This is a genomic window from Micromonospora sp. NPDC005686, assembly GCF_042871665.1.
Taxonomy (GTDB): Bacteria; Actinomycetota; Actinomycetes; order Mycobacteriales; family Micromonosporaceae; genus Micromonospora.
The window spans coordinates 368,359-384,447 of sequence record NZ_JBIAIY010000002.1 but is presented as its reverse complement, the minus strand read 5'-3'; the positions used below and the strand labels follow the sequence as shown (position 1 = coordinate 384,447).

9 protein-coding genes are annotated in these 16,089 nt (G+C 71.7%); 1 reads left to right on the top strand and 8 read right to left on the bottom strand.

The features are described 5' to 3' along the window. The 5 genes from ACFYON_RS05790 to ACFYON_RS05770 form a co-directional block, all read right to left on the bottom strand. Window positions 1–879, bottom strand: coding sequence for a hypothetical protein (locus tag ACFYON_RS05790; protein ID WP_354868354.1), 879 nt, complete (start codon window positions 877–879; stop codon window positions 1–3). Between the two features lie 195 nt (window positions 880–1,074). After that, entirely contained in the window at window positions 1,075–1,929 is an 855-nt protein-coding gene (locus tag ACFYON_RS05785; RefSeq protein WP_387187638.1) for a hypothetical protein, read from the bottom strand. Between the two features lie 371 nt (window positions 1,930–2,300). Beyond that, window positions 2,301–5,690: an amino acid adenylation domain-containing protein gene (locus ACFYON_RS05780; protein ID WP_357707182.1), complete on the bottom strand. Its 3,390-nt coding sequence runs from the start codon at window positions 5,688–5,690 to the stop codon at window positions 2,301–2,303. A gap of 21 nt (window positions 5,691–5,711) precedes the next feature. Next, window positions 5,712–9,323 carry a beta-ketoacyl synthase N-terminal-like domain-containing protein gene (locus ACFYON_RS05775; protein WP_355047254.1) on the bottom strand — a complete coding sequence of 1,204 codons (3,612 nt, stop codon included), beginning with the start codon at window positions 9,321–9,323 and terminating at the stop codon, window positions 5,712–5,714. Between the two features lie 197 nt (window positions 9,324–9,520). Further along, the gene (locus ACFYON_RS05770; protein WP_355047255.1) at window positions 9,521–10,912 is read right to left on the bottom strand and encodes a glycoside hydrolase family 6 protein; all 1,392 of its coding nucleotides are present in this window, start codon (window positions 10,910–10,912) and stop codon (window positions 9,521–9,523) included. A gap of 252 nt (window positions 10,913–11,164) precedes the next feature. Between ACFYON_RS05770 and ACFYON_RS05765 the strand changes: the two genes are divergently transcribed. Beyond that, entirely contained in the window at window positions 11,165–12,457 is a 1,293-nt protein-coding gene (locus ACFYON_RS05765) for a GAF domain-containing protein (RefSeq protein ID WP_387188805.1), read from the top strand. Window positions 12,458–12,486: 29 nt separating this feature from the next. On the opposite strand, the gene ACFYON_RS05760 is transcribed toward ACFYON_RS05765, so the two are convergent. From ACFYON_RS05760 to ACFYON_RS05750, 3 genes are all read right to left on the bottom strand, one after another. After that, window positions 12,487–12,660 carry a hypothetical protein gene (locus ACFYON_RS05760; RefSeq protein ID WP_354868342.1) on the bottom strand — a complete coding sequence of 58 codons (174 nt, stop codon included), beginning with the start codon at window positions 12,658–12,660 and terminating at the stop codon, window positions 12,487–12,489. 161 nt (window positions 12,661–12,821) lie between these two features. Beyond that, window positions 12,822–13,889 (bottom strand): DUF2855 family protein, encoded by a 1,068-nt coding sequence (locus ACFYON_RS05755; protein ID WP_355047257.1) that lies wholly within the window; start codon window positions 13,887–13,889, stop codon window positions 12,822–12,824. 72 nt (window positions 13,890–13,961) lie between these two features. Next, window positions 13,962–16,088, bottom strand: a complete 2,127-nt coding sequence (locus tag ACFYON_RS05750; protein WP_355047258.1) for a radical SAM protein — start codon at window positions 16,086–16,088, stop codon at window positions 13,962–13,964. Between the last annotated feature and the right edge of the window lies 1 nt (window position 16,089).

The window sequence follows — 16,089 nt, the reverse complement described above, 5'->3', positions numbered from 1 at the left end:
TCAATCTCTCCTCTGCACCGATCGGATATCCGCGCGGACGTGCACGGGCCCCCGCGAGCCACACTCGTGGTGGGCCAGAGCCGCGTCGCCGGAGGCGGTGGACGGGATCACCTTGTTGTAGATCGACCCCAGGCACAGCTCCTGGAACTCACCGGTGTTCGCGGAGAGCCTCGCGGCGAGCTGGGCCTTCGCGATGTCGATGGCTTTGATCCGCCCGTCGTCGTCCTCGACCTCGACGGAGGCGTGCGGCAGGTCCAGCGCGCCGCCCAGCACGCCGCAGAACCACCCGCGCCTCGCCTCGGCCCGGTAGCCGGCCGCCCGGAAGCGCTCGGCCAGCATCAGGCTGGCCGCGATGCAACTGGTCGCGCCCAGTTCGTGCACCAGCGCGTAGTCCGCCTGCATGGGCACGGGCAGCATCTGCCAGCGGTAGCCGGCGGCCAGGTACTCCCGGGTCAGCTCGCGCAGGGCCGGAGAGACGATCGGGGTACGCGCTCCGGTCGTGGTCACCGAGGCCGAGTACTGCGCCGCCTCCGCGCTCGGCTCCGGCGCGGTCACGTCGGCGACCCCGCCACCGAACCGGGCGATGTCCGGCGCCTCGACGCGCCACGGGGCGTGGCCGCCGCAGTCGGCGCACTCCAGCCGGAGCTGGAAGTCCCAGGTCTTCGTCCGCAGCAGGTCGTCCACCGGCCGTCCGGCGAACCGGAAGAGCATCCGGAACGCGAGTTCCGGCTGCGTCTTCGACGTGTTCGAGTACATGCCGAGGTTGTAGAGGTCGTTCTGATCGAAATGGCGGACACCGGACCGCTCCTCGAACGGCAGCCCGGCGGAGACGAGCCGGTCGATCTCCGCCGGCCCACAGCGGAGCATCTCCTGCGCCACGGATTCCGGTCTGTCCCTGACGGAATAGTCAGACGGAATGAACTCGATGCTTTCCGCCACCTTTTCCCAGGGCGCATCCACCGTTACCTGGTCCGACACGGGCCCAACTCCCCAAACACGCAGCGACACGATGACCTTCATGGGGATCCGAGCGGACTGTTAGCCGCTCGGCTCCTGACGGCGGACCGCACAGTTTCAGTCGGCCGGCCGACGGACGATCGTGCAGGAGAAGGTGAACCCGCCGCCGCCCTGAATGAGCATGCCGACATCGCCCGGATCGAGCACCGAGGCCATGTCCGACAGGTTCGCCAGGTATTCCGCGGGACCGAGGCAACCGGTCTCGCTCTCGATGTACTCGGGCTGCCGGTTGAGCAGCAGACCGATGCCGGGCTTGAAGACGTTCTCGCGCATGTGCCGGGTGAGCCGCGGGATCGCGACGCAGCGGATGGCGTCCGGCGCCACGGCGGCCTTCGTCAGGCTCGTCTGCACTGCCGCGTAGAGCTTCTCGACACCGCTCTTGCCCAGTTGCGCGGCCTGACTGGATGCCCGGAAGACGTTGTTGGGGCGGACCAGGCTGATCGGTGCGCCGTGCGACAGCGGCGCGGCGCCGAACTCGTCGTCCCCCCGCAGCTGCGTCTCGAACGACGGGTCCGCCGCCATCTCCAGGGCCAGCAGGTCGAGCAGGTCGTTGCCGTCTCCGCGCCGACCGAGGACGACCGCGGCGCCGGAGTCACCGTAGACGGCCTCGTCGTCGGTGCCCCACCTGTCGAACCCGGGGCCGGTGAACCGGTCGGCGGCGGTGACCAGAGCCGCCGTCGCCTCCGGCGTGGCGCGCAGCCACAGGGCCGCCAGGTGCAGCGCGAGGGCGCCGCCGTTGCAGGTCTGCTGGACGGTCATCGGCAGGCCGGAGACGGCACCGGTCTGGTGCGCGATGTAGTGCGCCGGCGACCAGATGTCGAATCCCTGGTGGTACAGGTGGGTGTGGGCGACGTATCCGATACCGCCCGGCTCGACGCCGCTCTGCGCGAGCGCGTCGCGTGCGGCGGACACGGCCATTTCCGGCGCCGACTGGTGAGTGGCTACGCTCAGTTCCTTGACGCCGACACGCTCCAGGTCTTCCGCACTGAAATCTTTTCCGGGTGGCCCTTCCCGGTCCGGCGGAAACCAGGTCGCCGCCGCCTTGATGCTCAGCCCGCTGCCCCGCTCGGCCATCGGCTAATCGCCCCTTCTCAGCGAATGACACAGGCGAATAGACCTGCGCTCTACCGGACCACGGTACCGATCGGGAAAGCGCTTTGGAACATGAGGAATGCACTATCGGAAGTGCGTGGCACATGACCGGGCGTCGCCTTTTTGACTCATCACATTAATCAACCCCTGTCATACCCCAGAGACAAGAGGATCGCGCCCGCGAAGCCGGGTCATTCTCCGGCCCGAATCGCGGCGGCCAGCCCCGCGACGGTGGGATTGTCGAAGAGCCGCCGCATGCCGTCCTCCTGCTTCTCGGTCGTGCCGAGTTCGCGGCCGATCCGTTCCAGGACGCCGATCGCGTGCAGGGAATCGCCGCCGAGCTCGAAGAAGTTGTCCTCCGTGCCGAAGTCGTCCCGCTCCAGGACCTCCCGCCAGATCCCCAGCAGCGTCCGCTCCAGCTCGTCCTGGGGGCCGGACGGACGGACGGGCGACTGCTGCTCCCTCGGGGTCGGCAGGAGCGTCGCGTCGACCTTCCCGTTGCCGCTGAGCGGCACCTTCGGAATGAGCAGGTAGTGCCGGGGAACCATGTACTCCGGCAGGACGCGTTCCAGCTCCGCCCGCAGCCCGGCGGCGTCGGGGTGGATGCGCCCCGCGACCGCCTCGCCCTCCGCCGGCACCACGTAGGCGACCAGCTGGTGGCGGCCCGTCCTGGGGTTGGTGTCCACCGCGACCAGCGCCTCGCGGACGCCCGGCCGGCGCCGGAGCAGGGCCGCGATCTCGCCGAGTTCCACGCGGTACCCGTTCAACTTGACCTGGGAATCCTCGCGCCCCAGGAACTCGATGTCGCCGCCCGGCAGATAGCGGCCGAGGTCGCCCGTCCGGTAGAGCCGCGCCCCGGTCCGGGGATGCGTGACGAACCGCTCCTGCGTCCGTACCGCGTCGGCCCAGTAGCCGCGGGCCACCCCCTTCCCACCGATGTAGATCTCACCCGTCGCCCACACCGGGCTCGGTTCCAGCCACTGGTCGTACACGTGCATGGTCTGGTTGGCCAGCGGCGTGCCGTAGGGGATCCGGGACCACTCGGGAGGCACCACGCCGATCGGGTAGTGAATCGACCAGATGGACCCCTCGGTGGCGCCGCCCAGGCTCATCAGCCGGGCCGCGGGGTAGAACGCGCGGATCCGGTCCGGCAGGGCGACGGGGATCCAGTCCCCGCTCATCATGACCAGCCGCAGGTTGCGTCCGGGCGGGGGCGCGGCCGGATCGTGTGCGTCGATCCACACCTGCATCAGCGCCGGAACGCTGTTCCAGACCGTCACCCCGTGCCGGTGCACCAGCTCGGTCCAGTGCCGGGGGTCCTGCTGCCTGCCCGGCTCGGGCATGACGACGGCACCGCCGGCCGCCAGGAATCCGAACACGTCGAACACGGACAGGTCGAAGCTGAGTGCGGACAGGGCCAGCGTCCGGTCCTCGGGGGTGATCCGGTAACGATCGTTGAGGTCCTGGATCGTGTTGGCCGCGGCCCGATGGTCGATCATGACGCCCTTCGGGGTGCCGGTCGACCCGGAAGTGAAGATCACGTAGGCCAGGTCCTCCGGGGCCGGTCCCGCCGACGGTGCGGTGGCGGGCGCGGACGCCACCTCGGGATCGGCGAGGGTGACCAGCGTGACGCCCTCGGGCCAGGTCAGCTCGTCGCGCAGCCGCGACGTGGTGACCACCACCCTGACGCGGCCCTGCTCGATCAACTGCTCTCGCCGGGCGGCCGGCCAGCGCGGCTCGATCGGCAGGTACGCCGCACCGGACCGGGTGACGCCGAGGACGGCCACCACCTGCTCGTAGCCCTTGTCGGTGACGACACCGATGAGCGCGTCCGGCGACGCGTCCATCGCCTGCAGGACGTGGGCCAGCCGGTAGGCGTCGTCCATCAGCTCGCGGTAGGTGTGCTCACCGTCCGCGGCGACGACCGCTGTCGCGTCCGGGGTCCGCCCGGCCCGGTCCTCGACCAGACCGCAGATCGTCCGGTCCGGGATCGGCGCCTCCGTGGCGTTGACCCGCACCCGCTCTTCGGCCTGCGTGTCCGGCAGCCCGACGAGCTCCCGCTCGTCCCAGGCGGCTTCGCTCTCCCCCAGGCGCTCCAGGCACGCGTGGTGGGCGCGGAACATCTCCGCCATCATGCCGGCCGGGAACAGGTCGTCGACGAAGTCCCAGTTGACCAGCAGCTCGCCCCGGTCCTCGAGCACCTGGTAGTCCAGCCAGACCTGCGGCGTCTGGCTGGCGCCGTGGACGACCTCGCCGAACAGCCGGGCCGACTCGGTGAGGTTCGACTCGGCGTCGAAGCCGATCATGCTGGTGAAGACGACCGGCATCCCCGCTCCGGGCCGGCCCCCGAAGCGCCGGGCACGCTCGCGCAGGACACGGACACCGGAGTACGTGGCGTGTGCCAGGTCGTCCAGGAGCTGGTGGTGCAGCCGTTTCGCGCGCGCGGTGAACGAGTCCTCCGCGTCGGGCCGCGATTCGAGCAGGACCACCGAGGTGAAGTCGCCGATCACCTCACCGATCCGCGGGTGCAGCGGCGGGCGGTTGAACAACGTCAGGTTGAGGGTCAGCTCCGGCCGCTTCGACCAGCGGCGCAGCACGTCGGCGTAGACCGCGATGAGCACTGCCGAGGCGGTCAGGCCGCGGCGCCGGGCGGTCTCCTTGACCGCGGACCACCCCTCCCGGGACAGGCGGGCGCTGTGCCGGGCGAACCGCGCCCGGGCGGGCAGTTGCCCGGGCTGGACCGCCGTCGGCAGGTCCGGAGCGGGCGGCAACTGGTCGAGGCGGTCCAGCCAGTAGCGCTTGTCGGCTTCGAACCGTTCGTCGCCCTGCTGCTGGCGCCGCTGCTCGGCCAGCACGTAGTCGCGGAAGCTGACCTCGATCGGCTCGGGCTCGGCCTCCGGACGGCTGTAGAAGCGGAACCAGTCGCGCTGGAAGAGCCCGATGCTGAAGCCATCCATGATCAGCATGTCGAGGCTCAGGTGCAGCCGCCACCGCCGGTCGTCCAGCCGGGTCGCCCGGACCTCGAACAGCGGCCACCGGTCGGCCGGCAGGATCTGGTCGGCCAGTTCACCCCGGATCCGCAGCAGCTCGGCCTCGCGGGCCACGTCGTCCAGTGCCGACAGGTCGGCCACCTGGACGTCGTACGGCGGGACCTCGGGCAGGACGCGCTGGAGCCCGCCGGGCTCGACGATCGCGCGCAGCATGTCGTGACGGCGGACGAGCTTGTCGAGACTGCGGTTCAGCCGCGGGATGTCCAGATCCTCCACGGCGTACTCGAGGTAGCCGTGTGCCGCGTTCCCGCCGAGTTCCACCGCCGGGGTCCGACCCACCCAGTACGCCTGCTGGATGTCGGTCAGCGGGAACGGCTCGTGCCTGTGCGCGGGCTGCGGGACGATGCCCGCCTGGTCGCCGGCCCCCTCCGCGCGCTTGATCACCTCGATGAGCTCGTCCCGGTGCCGGCTCATCTCCTCGCGCAGTTCGGAGGTCAGGGCGCCGGGCGGGGCCGTCACGTGGAGCCGACCGTCGGTGAGCCGCAATCTGACCCCGCGCCGGTACAACTCGGCGAACAGATCCGTGGGCATCGTGCCTGCCTTCCTGGCGGGTTACAAGATGAGTTCCTCGATCAGTCCGGCGTCCTGCGGCTCCTCCTCGGCGGCCATCAGGCGACGCGCCGCGAGCGACCGGCAGACCAGGTCGACGATGTCCGCCACCGTGCCGTCGCCGAGGAGACGCTGTGGCGGGACGTCCACACCGAGTTCCGCGCGGAACTGCTCCCGCAGCCGCATAGCCCGCAGCGAGTCGAGGCCGAGATCGCCGAGCCGGACGCGGGGGAACCGCACCCGCAGGTCCTCCCGGTCCTCGACGCGCCCGTCGACCATGCCGGTCACCCGCGAGAACAGCAGTTCCGTGAGCGCCTCCCGCGCCGCCTGCGGCTCCTCGACGGCGAGCAGTGACAACCGCGCGGCGTCCCACGGCTCGGCGGCCTCCGGTGCCGCCGGGACACCGCGCCGGTCGGGCAGTTCCACTGCGGCATGCGCCAGCCCGGCGACCGAGACCAGCGGTTCACCCGCGTCGGACCGGAGTTCCAGGTCGAGCCGGCCGTCCGCGGTCCGGCGGACGTGACACCACACCCGCTGGGGCAGCTCGCGGTGCCGGGTGAGACGGGACAGGCGCGAGGGCACCCGCGGGCTGGGCTCGGTGACGAGCGTCAGGGCGGTCAGGAAACAGCTCTCGAGGATCACCGGGTGGACGAGGTGCCGGCCGTCGTCGGCGCCTGCCACATCGGTCTCGACGAGTGCCAAGGCTTCGGCGTCGGTCCGCCACCAGCGGCGTACCACCTGCCGGAAAGCCGGGCCGGAGTCGACGCCGGCGGCGGCGAGCCGGGCGAACAGGTCCGCCGGATCGTGTTCCGTCATCCCGGCGCGCAGTCGGTCGAGGTCCGTCGTGGGCGGTGCCGGCGGGGTCCGCCGCGTGGCCGAGGCGGTGAACCGCAGTGCCCAGCCGCGCTCCGCGTCCCCGGGGCCCGCGCTGTAGCCCTTGATCCGGAGGGCGTCGCCACCGGTCTCCACGCTCGTCTGCACGGCCGCCGGGACCGGGACCGGTTCGGCGAGGGTGACGTCCTCGATCGTCCACACGTCGCCGCTGTGTGCGCCGTGACGGGCGGCCGCAAGCGCCCACTCCGCGACGGCGGCGGGCGGCAGGACGGGCGTGCCCCGCAACCGGTACGCCGCGGCGTACCACGGCTGCCCCGCCGTGAGCGTCGCGGCGTATCGCCGTCCGGTCGAGTCGGCGAGGTCGATCGGTCCACCGAGGAGCGGGTGCACGGCCGCGCGGACGATCTCGCCCGCGCCGACCCGGCTGCCCGACGCGGCGAGCCAGTACCGCTCGCGCTGGAACGGGTAGCCGGGCAGGCGTACCGGGCGGGCGCCCGTTCCGGTGAAGGTCGCCTCCCAGGACACCGCTGCTCCGGCCGCGTAGGCGTCCGCGAGGCGGGTGAGCACGTCCGCCGCCGTCGTGACGGCTTCCGGGCCGAGTTCCAGGCAGGCCGGACCCGGGGACCGTACGCGGGACAGGACCTCCCCGGCCCCGGCCCGGCCGAAGGCACCCGTGGCCCAGTGGTCCGGATCGCGGGCGTCGCCGGTCAGGGTGAGCGCGACACGCGGTTCCGCGTAGCCGATCCGCGCGGTGGTCGCCCGGAGCGCCTCCCGGCCAGCGGGGTCGGCGGCGTCGGAGGCACGGGAGACGGCGGCGACGAGTGCCACGGCGTCCGCGAGCGACAGGACGCCCGCGACGTGTGCCGCGGTGATCTCGCCGACTCCCGAACCGGCGACGAGGCCCGGTGCGACGCCGCACGAGTCGACCAGGTGCCACAGCGCTGCCTGGTGGGCGAAGACGGCGGCCTGGCGGTACGCCCGGAGCGGCCGGCCGAGGTGGGCGTCGAGCCGGGCCCGGACGTCGTCGTACGCCTCGGCGAAGGCCGGGAAGCGTCGCGCCAGCCCGGCCACCGAGTCGTCGTCGGCCGGCTCCCCGCCGGTGAACACCAGGGTGGGCTTCGCGGTGGTGGCGCTGCCGGTGGTGAGGCCGGGAGCGTCCGCACCGCTCGCCAGTGCCGCGAGGGCGGCGAGATGCTCGTCGAGGCCGGTGCCGACGCTCACCGCGCGGTACCGGTACCCGGCCCGTGTGCGGGCCAGCGCGATGCCGATCCGGGCGGCCGCGGCGGGTGTCCCGGTGCCGAGGTCACGCAACCGTGCCGCCATGGCGCGCAGCGCCGGTTCGCTCTTCGCGGAGAGGACCCAGGGCACGCAGGCGGCGTCCGGCGCCGGGGCGGAGTCGTCCGCGTCGGCCTCCGGTGGCTCCTCGACGACCACGTGCGCGTTGGTGCCACTGATGCCGAAGGACGACACACCGGCCCGCCGGGGGCGGCCGTCGGACGGCCACGGGCCCGAGCCGGTGGTCAGCACGACCGTCCCGCCGGACCAGTCGACGTAGTCCGAGGGCCGGTCGACGTGGAGGGTCCGCGCGTGCCGTCCCGCACGCATCGACATGACCATCTTGATCACCCCGGCGACCCCGGACGCGGTCTGGGTGTGCCCGATGTTCGACTTGAGCGAGCCCAGTCGCAGAGGGCGGCCGCTCGTTCTGCCCTTGCCGTAGGTCGCGATGAGCGCCTCGGCCTCGATCGAGTCGCCGAGCGCCGTACCGGTTCCGTGCCCCTCGACGGCGTCCACCTGGTCGGGGTCGAGCCGGGCCTCCGCCAGCGCCTGCCGGATGACCGCCTCCTGCGCCGAACGGCTCGGCGAGGTCAGTCCGTTCGTGGCGCCGTCCTGGTTGACCGCCGATCCACGGATCAGCGCGAGCACCGATCGGCCCTTGCGCAGGGCCACGGAGAGACGTTCCAGCACCAGCAGCCCGGCGCCCTCGCCGAACCCCATGCCGTCCGCCGCCGCGGCGAAGGGCTTGCACCTGCCGTCCGCGGCCAGGGCGCCGCGGCGACCGAACTCGATGATGACGCCGGGCGTGGCCATCACCGTGACGCCGCCGGCCAGGGCGAGATCGCAGTCGCCCCGCCGCAGCGCCTGACAGGCCAGGTGGATCGCGACCAGCGACGAGGAACAGGCCGTGTCGACGCTGATCGCCGGCCCGCGCAGGCCCATGACGTAGGAGACCCGCCCGGACGTCGTGCTCGGCGTGCCGCCGATGATCAGCTGGTCGCCGACACCCGGCGGAAGCTCCGCCTGCGGTCCCGCGCCGTAGTGGCAGTAGGACACACCCGCGTAGACGCCCGCCGGTGTCCCCCGCAGGGCGGCCGGGTCCATACCGGCGTGCTCGACCGCGTCCCACGCGGTCTCCAGCAGCAGCCGCTGCTGCGGATCCATCGCCAGCGCCTCGGTCTCGCCGATGCCGAAGAACCCGGCGTCGAAGCGGTCGACGCCGGTGACGAACCCGCCACGCGGTGGCGGCATCGCCTCGGCGAGAGGGCTCGACGCGTCCCAGCCGCGATCCGCGGGAAAGGGCGCGACGGCATCGCGCTCGTCCACGAGAAACCGCCACAGGTCCTCCGGTGAGCGCAGATCGGGGGGAAATCGACAGCCCATGCCGACGATCGCAATGGGCTCGGAATCCTTTAGTTCGGCCTCGTGCAGTCTCCGCGTGGTGACCTGCAGCTCGCCGGTGGCCTTCTTCAGATACTGACGGAGCTTCTCCTCATCAGCCACCGACCGCGGGCCCCCCTCCGATGTTTCCGGCAATTAGCGGCGAAACAGGGAACTCATTGTTGGAACTCGATTCCTGACGAACCCTACTGGCGCGGTAACCCCGGTAGACACCCCACAACCACCCCTACGTCGACGGGTGACACGCCAAGGGCCCGGCGCGGAGAATCCTCCGCGCCGGGCCCTTCCGTCAGGTGTGGTCAGGCGGCGGCGCAGGTGGCGGTCGCGCCCTGGCCGGTGCCGGTGCCCTGGAAGCCGAAGTTGGTCGACTGCCCGGCGCCGACCTGCCCGTTGTAGCCCACGTTCGTGAACCGGACGGTGCCGCTGGTGCCGCTGGCCTGGGCGTTCCAGGTGCCGGTGATCGCGGCGCCGCCGGGCAACGCGACGGTCACGGTCCAGCCGTTGATGCCCGTCGAGCCAGCGGTGACGTTCACGCTCGCGGTGAATCCGCCGCTCCACTGGTTGATCGCTACCGACGCGGAGCAGCCGTTACCGGTCGGCGGCGGGGTGGTCGGCGGCGCCGTGGTGGGCGGCGCGGTCGTCGGCGGCGCCGTGGTGGGCGGCGCGGTGGTCGGCGGGTTGGTCGTCGGCGGCGCCGTGGTGGGCGGCGGGTTGGGCGCGCCGTTCGCAAGGCTGAAGGCCAGGTCCGGCTGGAACGAACCGGCCGTGTAGCGGCAGCCGTCCGCCTCACCCGGCGGCTTCACCCAGAGGTACGCGTCGATGTTGCCGTCGCCGGTGTTCGTGGTCGGGTACTGCCCGATACGCCGGTCGGTGTTGTCGTCCGCGCACCAGTCACCGGCGGCTCCCCCGTTGCGGCTGGTGTCGATGACCTGCCGCTTGCCGGAGATGCCCATGCCGTTGAGCGCGGAGATGACCGCCCGGCCGAAGTTCGCCTCGCTGGAGGTGGGGTTGAAGTTCGACACGTTCGTGAAGAAGCCGTCGGCGTACTGCACGCCGGCCGCTCGCAGCCGGTTGGCCGTGTCGTTCGCGCTGTTCCAGGTCGAGTGGCCGCCGTCGAGGTACACCTTGGCGTTGGGGTTGGCCGACTTGATGGTCTGGGTCGCCGTGGTGAGCGCCTGGTTGCGGGCGCTGAGCTCGCTGGCGCTCAGGCAGGTCTGGAGCGCGAGCGAGTCGGTCTCCAGGATGATCATGACGGTCTGGTTGCCGAGTCCTCTGGCGAAGTTGGACACCCAGGTCTGGTACTGGTTGAGGTCCGGCGCCCCACCGGCGCTGGCCCCGCCGCAGTCCCGGTTGGTGATCTCGTACACCGACAGCACCGGGATCTGCTGGGCCGCGTTGGCGGCGCCGACGAAACCGGAGACCTCGGACTGGATGGTCGACGGGTTGAAGTTGGCGAACCAGCGGGCCTGCGGCTGGCTTGCGATCTTGTCGCGGATGACGGCTGCGCGAGAGTCCCCGGGGTTGGCGGCGACCCAACGGACGACCGCCGAACTCGGGTCGCGATAGAGCGATCCGGACACGGTGCCGGCGGATGCGCCGCCGACGGCGAGACCGACGCCGGCCGCGGCGAGCCCCGCGACCGCGGCCACGCTGATGGCCGCTGATCTGCGGTGGGACGAGAGGATAGCCACGTCGTGTTTCCTCCTGATCACATAGACGTATCTAAGTTCATGGGAGCGTTCCCACGACGGTAACGGAGGCGGGCATCGATGCCAAGATGTGAACGGCAGCCACTGCCGGAAGATGTGACCGCGGCCGCCGGGCCGGCGTGTGCCCACCGGCATGCCGGACGGTGGCCTCGCGGCCCTGCCCGTAATCTGTCGTCGGTCACCGGCGCGGGCCCGTCGGCCGACCGACGATGCCGGCCTAGAGGGAGACCAGGAATGACGGCGCTACCAGGCCAGCGTCCGACCACTGTGGGTTCGCCGGTCGTCGCGCGACCCGCGGACGAGGATCTACGGACGCTGTTCGGGCAGTCCATCGCCGTCTTCGCGGCCCTCGCGGGGCCGACGCACGTGGTGGAGGCGGCGAACCCGGCGTTCTTCGCCGCCATCGGCGAGGAACGCGCGCGAACCGGGGTCACGCTCGCCGAGTTGATGCCGGAGCTGGACGGTCAGGGCTTCATCGCCCTGCTCGACGAGGTCTACCGCACCGGCGAGTCCTACACCGGCCACGACGCCCGGATCATGCTGGGCGCCGGGTCGCGGGCCCGGGAGACGTTCTTCGACTTCACCTACGAGGCACGCCGCGATTCCGCCGGCACGGTGACCGGGATCCGGGTCATCGGGGTGGAGACCACTCAGGTCAAGCAGGCGCAACGACTGATGGCCGAGCACCGCGCCATGCTGGAGCAGATCGCCCGTCAGGCGCCCCTGAGCGAGGTGCTGGACGGGATGGCCCGTCGCATCGAGAACCTCGCGCCGCAGGAGATGCTCGTCTCCGTCCTGCTCGCCGACGCCGACGGCCGGCACCTGCGCCACGGCGCCGCGCCCAGCCTGCCCGACTTCTACAACGAGGCCATCGACGGCATCGCCACCGGTGAGGGCGTCGGCTCGTGCGGCACCGCCGCGCACCGGCGGGAACCGGTGATCGTCACCGACATCGCCACCGACCCGTTCTGGGTCGACTTCCGCGATCTGGCCGGGCGGGCGGGACTCGCCGCCTGCTGGTCCACCCCGATCCTGGGCCGTGACGGCAGCCTGCTCGGCACGTTCGCCATGTACCACCGCACCCCGCGCGTCCCGCAGGACGCCGACCTGGCCCTCGCCCGGGTCTTCGCCGGCACCGCCGCCCTGGCCGTCGAACGCCACCACATCGAGGAGGCGAAGGCCGCCGCGGACGCCCGCGCGCGAGCCGCCCACGACGAGCTGGCCCGGGTGGTCCGGGCGGAACGGGAACTGCGGGCCGAGGCGGAGCAACGCGCCGCCGCCGCCGCGGAGCTCACCGCCCGCCTGCGCGCCGCCGCCGCCGCGCAGGCCGCCACCCCCCGCCCCGAGCGGTGTCAGCTCGGCGGCAGCGACGGCTGCACGGCACCCGCCGAGATCAAGGTCGCGGACTCGTGGGGCGACTCCGCGTGGGGCTGCCCGGTCCACGTCGAGGAGGCCATCATCAACGTCCGGTCGGCCTTCATCGCCAACGAGGAACTCGGCGGCCTGGCCGCCTACGTCAACCGCTGAGCGCCTGCCGATCGCGGACGGATGAGGGCCTAGCGCCCGACGGGCGCGCCGGTCGACTCGCGGCCGGGGCGCGTCGTGGTGAACGGGCTCCGCAGGCGGGTCATGGATTCGGCGCTGATGTCCGCGATCGGACCGCGCTCGTCGCCGGTGACCCCGATCCCTTCCACACGGAAAGGGTTCAGGGCGAACGTGTTGTCGGGCACGTGGTGCTCCAAGGAATCTGCACGGCAGCGCTCGACTCAGTCATCGCGGCTGGGAAACCGTGGGAGAAACAAGGGGTGGCGATCAGTGATCGGTACCCTGCGTCGTCAGCCTAGCGCGCATCAGCCGGGCCGTCGCGTCGCGGCCCGAATCGGCGACGTTGTCAGAACTGCACGACGTGGCCCACCCGGGGCGGCGTACGGCCCGCGAGGACGTCCAGCCACGCCTCCCGCAGCGCCTCCGGACCGGCGCCGACCCGCACGTCGAGCCATCCGCTCACCACCTGGGAGAACCGCTGCCAGGCGTCGGCGAACCGGGCGTCGAGGCCGGTGCGACCCCAGTCCCGGCTGCGCTTGCGGATGCGTACCGGCGCGAAGAAGACCTCTCCGGCGGCGCCGGCGTTCGGCGTCTGCTGGGTGAGTCCGACGGCGATGTCCCGGACGAGCAGATCGCCGAGGTGCGCGCGCAGGACGGCGCGGGTCGCGGGTGAGCCGGACAGGTCGAGGTAGACGGTAGGTACGGCGTCCAGCGTGCCGATGTCGTCGTACGAGACGACCTCGTCGTAACAGCCCAGCGCACGGGTGAAGGCGAGGTTGCCGGGCGAGGTGAGCCCGATCAGGCGCGGGCCGCGCCCGTGCAGTTCGAACGCGGCGGCGTACGCCGTCTTGCTCGACGCCGACGACAGCACCAGTGACCGCGCCCCGTAGGCGTCCTCGTCGAGGATCTGGTCGGCGAGCATGAACGAGGTGAAGAACAGCGGCCGGAACAGGATCAGCAGGTCCTCCTGATCCGCCCGGTACGCGGGGTCGCCGTCCGTCGACCGGTACGCGTTGTACGGCGAGGGCAGGTCGGCCCGGTGCGCGCTGGCGTCGCGGAACCCGCTCGCGTCCACCCGGTCCGGTCGCACCACCAGGTGGCGGGCGGGCGGAAGATAGCCGTACACCCGCTGCCCCGGTTCGACCCCGGCCACCGTGGACGTCTCGACCTCGGCGAAGCCCCACAGTGGCGGGAGGCCCCACCGCTCGCCGAGCGATCGGGGCGCGGGCGGGAAGAACTCCCAGTAGCGCATCGCCTCGCCGAGCACCGCGTACGTCACGTTGTTGGCGGTCAGGCCGACGCGCTCGACGCGCAGCAGCGCCTCCCCGTCGGACAGGTCGGGCACCGGGCCGTCCACGAGCGTGGTGTCGGCGAGGTCGTCCCGGGCCACAGCGAACGTCCACGAGTCAGGCATGGTCTGACGCTAGGCAGGCGCGACCCGGGAGACAAGATGCACTGGGAGTGCAAAATCCCACTCCGTCGCGCGTCACCGCGCCGTTTCGGCCGGAAGCTGGTGCCGGCGGATCAGCCGTTGCCCGATGAAGGTGCGCCAGACCCGGTCGGCGACCGCCGGTTCGACGATCCAGAGCCGGCGCTGCGCGTCGGCGAGGGTCAGCGGCGCGCTGAACAGATCCAGGAACAGCCGGCTGCTGCGGTTGAGCGCGAACACCTGGCCGTCGGTGCGGCGGAACAGGTGCCGGTCCGCCGGCAGCTCGCCGGGGGCGCCCTCCTGCTCGTCGGAGCGGATCCGCCGGTACGCGTCCCACACCTGCTCGTCGTCGCGATCCACGAAGACGCCGTTGGCGAGGAACTCGGTCTCGTCGTCGGTGTCGTGCCGGACCCGGTCGTGGGCGAGCACGCCGCGCACCGCCGTGCCGTACCGGTCGTGGTAGAAGAACGTGTGCGGGGTGTCGGTGCTGCCCAGCCAGGGCCGGTGGAAGTGGCCCGGGTTCAGGTCGGCCTTGGCCCGGGCCACCTCGGCCTGCGCCGCCTCGGTCACCGGTTCGTCGTACCGGAGCATCCGGACGATGTCCGAGCCCTCCACCGGCCGCACGTTCGTGATGCCGAACCGCTCCGGCTCCTTGGCGACGATCGCGCCCGGGGTCAGCATGAAGTCGCCGAGCCCGCCGAGGGTCCACAGGTCGGGGTTGTCGCGCAGGAACGTGATGCTGTCCAGCGCCTCCTCCCGGGTCTCGGTGGGAAACCCGGTGAAGCCCATCATCTGCACGCCGATGTTGGCCTTCGTCATCGCGGTCATGGTGCGCCGCACCTGTTCCGGCTTGGTGCCCTTGTCGATCAGGTCGAGGATGCGCTGGTTGCCGGACTCGAAGCCGACCGACACGGCCACGCAGCCGCTGCGCCGTAGCAGCTCGCAACGCTCGTCCGACCAGTACTTCTCCAGCCGGATCTCGGCGCCCCAGCGGAAGTCGAGCCCTCGCTCGACGACCTGCTCGGCGAAGCGCAGGATGGTCGCGGGTGCGAGCACGTCCACCGAGAAGTAGATGAACTTGGCGAACTTCGACAGTTCGGTGACGTCCGCGATCATCGTCGCCACCGTGTCCTGCCGCCACGGGCTGGTCGGGCCGTCGGTGTTCAGGCCGTAGTCGCAGAACGTGCACTTGTTCCAGTAGCAGCCCCGCGTCGGCGAGTAGTAGACGAACCGCTCCGGGCTGAGATAGAGGTCCCAGGGCAGGCCGGAGAAGTCCGGCACCGGCACCTGGGCCAGGCGCTCGTAGCGCAGGGGCAGGTGACGCTGGCGGCCGTACCTGGGGTGCAGGCGGACGTTGGGGTGCCCGGCCGGCAGCGTGCCGGCGGCGACCGCGTCCAGGATCTCGGTGTACGCGCTCTCCCCCTCCCCGACCACTATCGCGTCGAAGTCGGCGAGCACCTGGAAGACGTACTCGGGCCGGGCGGCGCACTTCCAGACGTCGGAGATCTCCGTGCCACCGGCGACGAGGAAGACGTCCGGGCAGGCCCGGCGGACGAGCCGGGCGATCCAGAGCGCGAACGGCAACTGCCACTGGTAGGTGACGCTGATCCCGATCACCTGGTGGTCGCCGGCGGCCAGCCGCGGGATGAGCACGTCCTCGTAGTACGGCTGGAAGGGCCGGTTGAGCCGGCCGAGCAGCGCCTCGTCGGTCAACGCGGCCACCGAGCCGATCGAGATCATCGGTGGTGGCTGGAGCCGGAATCCGGCCCGGAACTGCCCGGGGAAACCGACCGCGCCGAGCGCGTCCATCCAGGCGATCACGCCCTCGACCGCTTCCTGGTAGTGCCGGTAGTCGTAGAACAGGTTCGGGTCCTGCAACACGCCGATGGACCGGCGCAGCCGCTCCGGGTCCGGGTCGGGCAGGCCGAGGTGGTTCGCCCGGGCCATCAGCGCGTCCGGGCCGCTGAGGTCGTCGGTCGAGCGCCGGGACAGCTCCCGCCGCAGCCACTCGTACGCGGCCGGGGTGTACGAGTGGTGGAACGCCTCGATGTTGGCGTCGATGATCTCCGCCGGCCGGTGCCCCTGCGCCCGCGCGTACGAGTCGAGGTAGTTCAGGGAGTGGTACCCCGACGTGGGGTCGGTCAGCGGGGGGTAGACAAGTGCCGCCTTCACCGATGCGGTCATC

Coding starts and splice junctions, on each gene's coding strand:
- ACFYON_RS05780 (WP_357707182.1), bottom strand. CDS start 5,690: ATGCCCACGGATCTGTTCGCCGAGTTGTACCGGCGCGGGGTCAGATTG.
- ACFYON_RS05765 (WP_387188805.1), top strand. CDS start 11,165: ATGACGGCGCTACCAGGCCAGCGTCCGACCACTGTGGGTTCGCCGGTC.
- ACFYON_RS05755 (WP_355047257.1), bottom strand. CDS start 13,889: ATGCCTGACTCGTGGACGTTCGCTGTGGCCCGGGACGACCTCGCCGAC.
- ACFYON_RS05750 (WP_355047258.1), bottom strand. CDS start 16,088: ATGACCGCATCGGTGAAGGCGGCACTTGTCTACCCCCCGCTGACCGAC.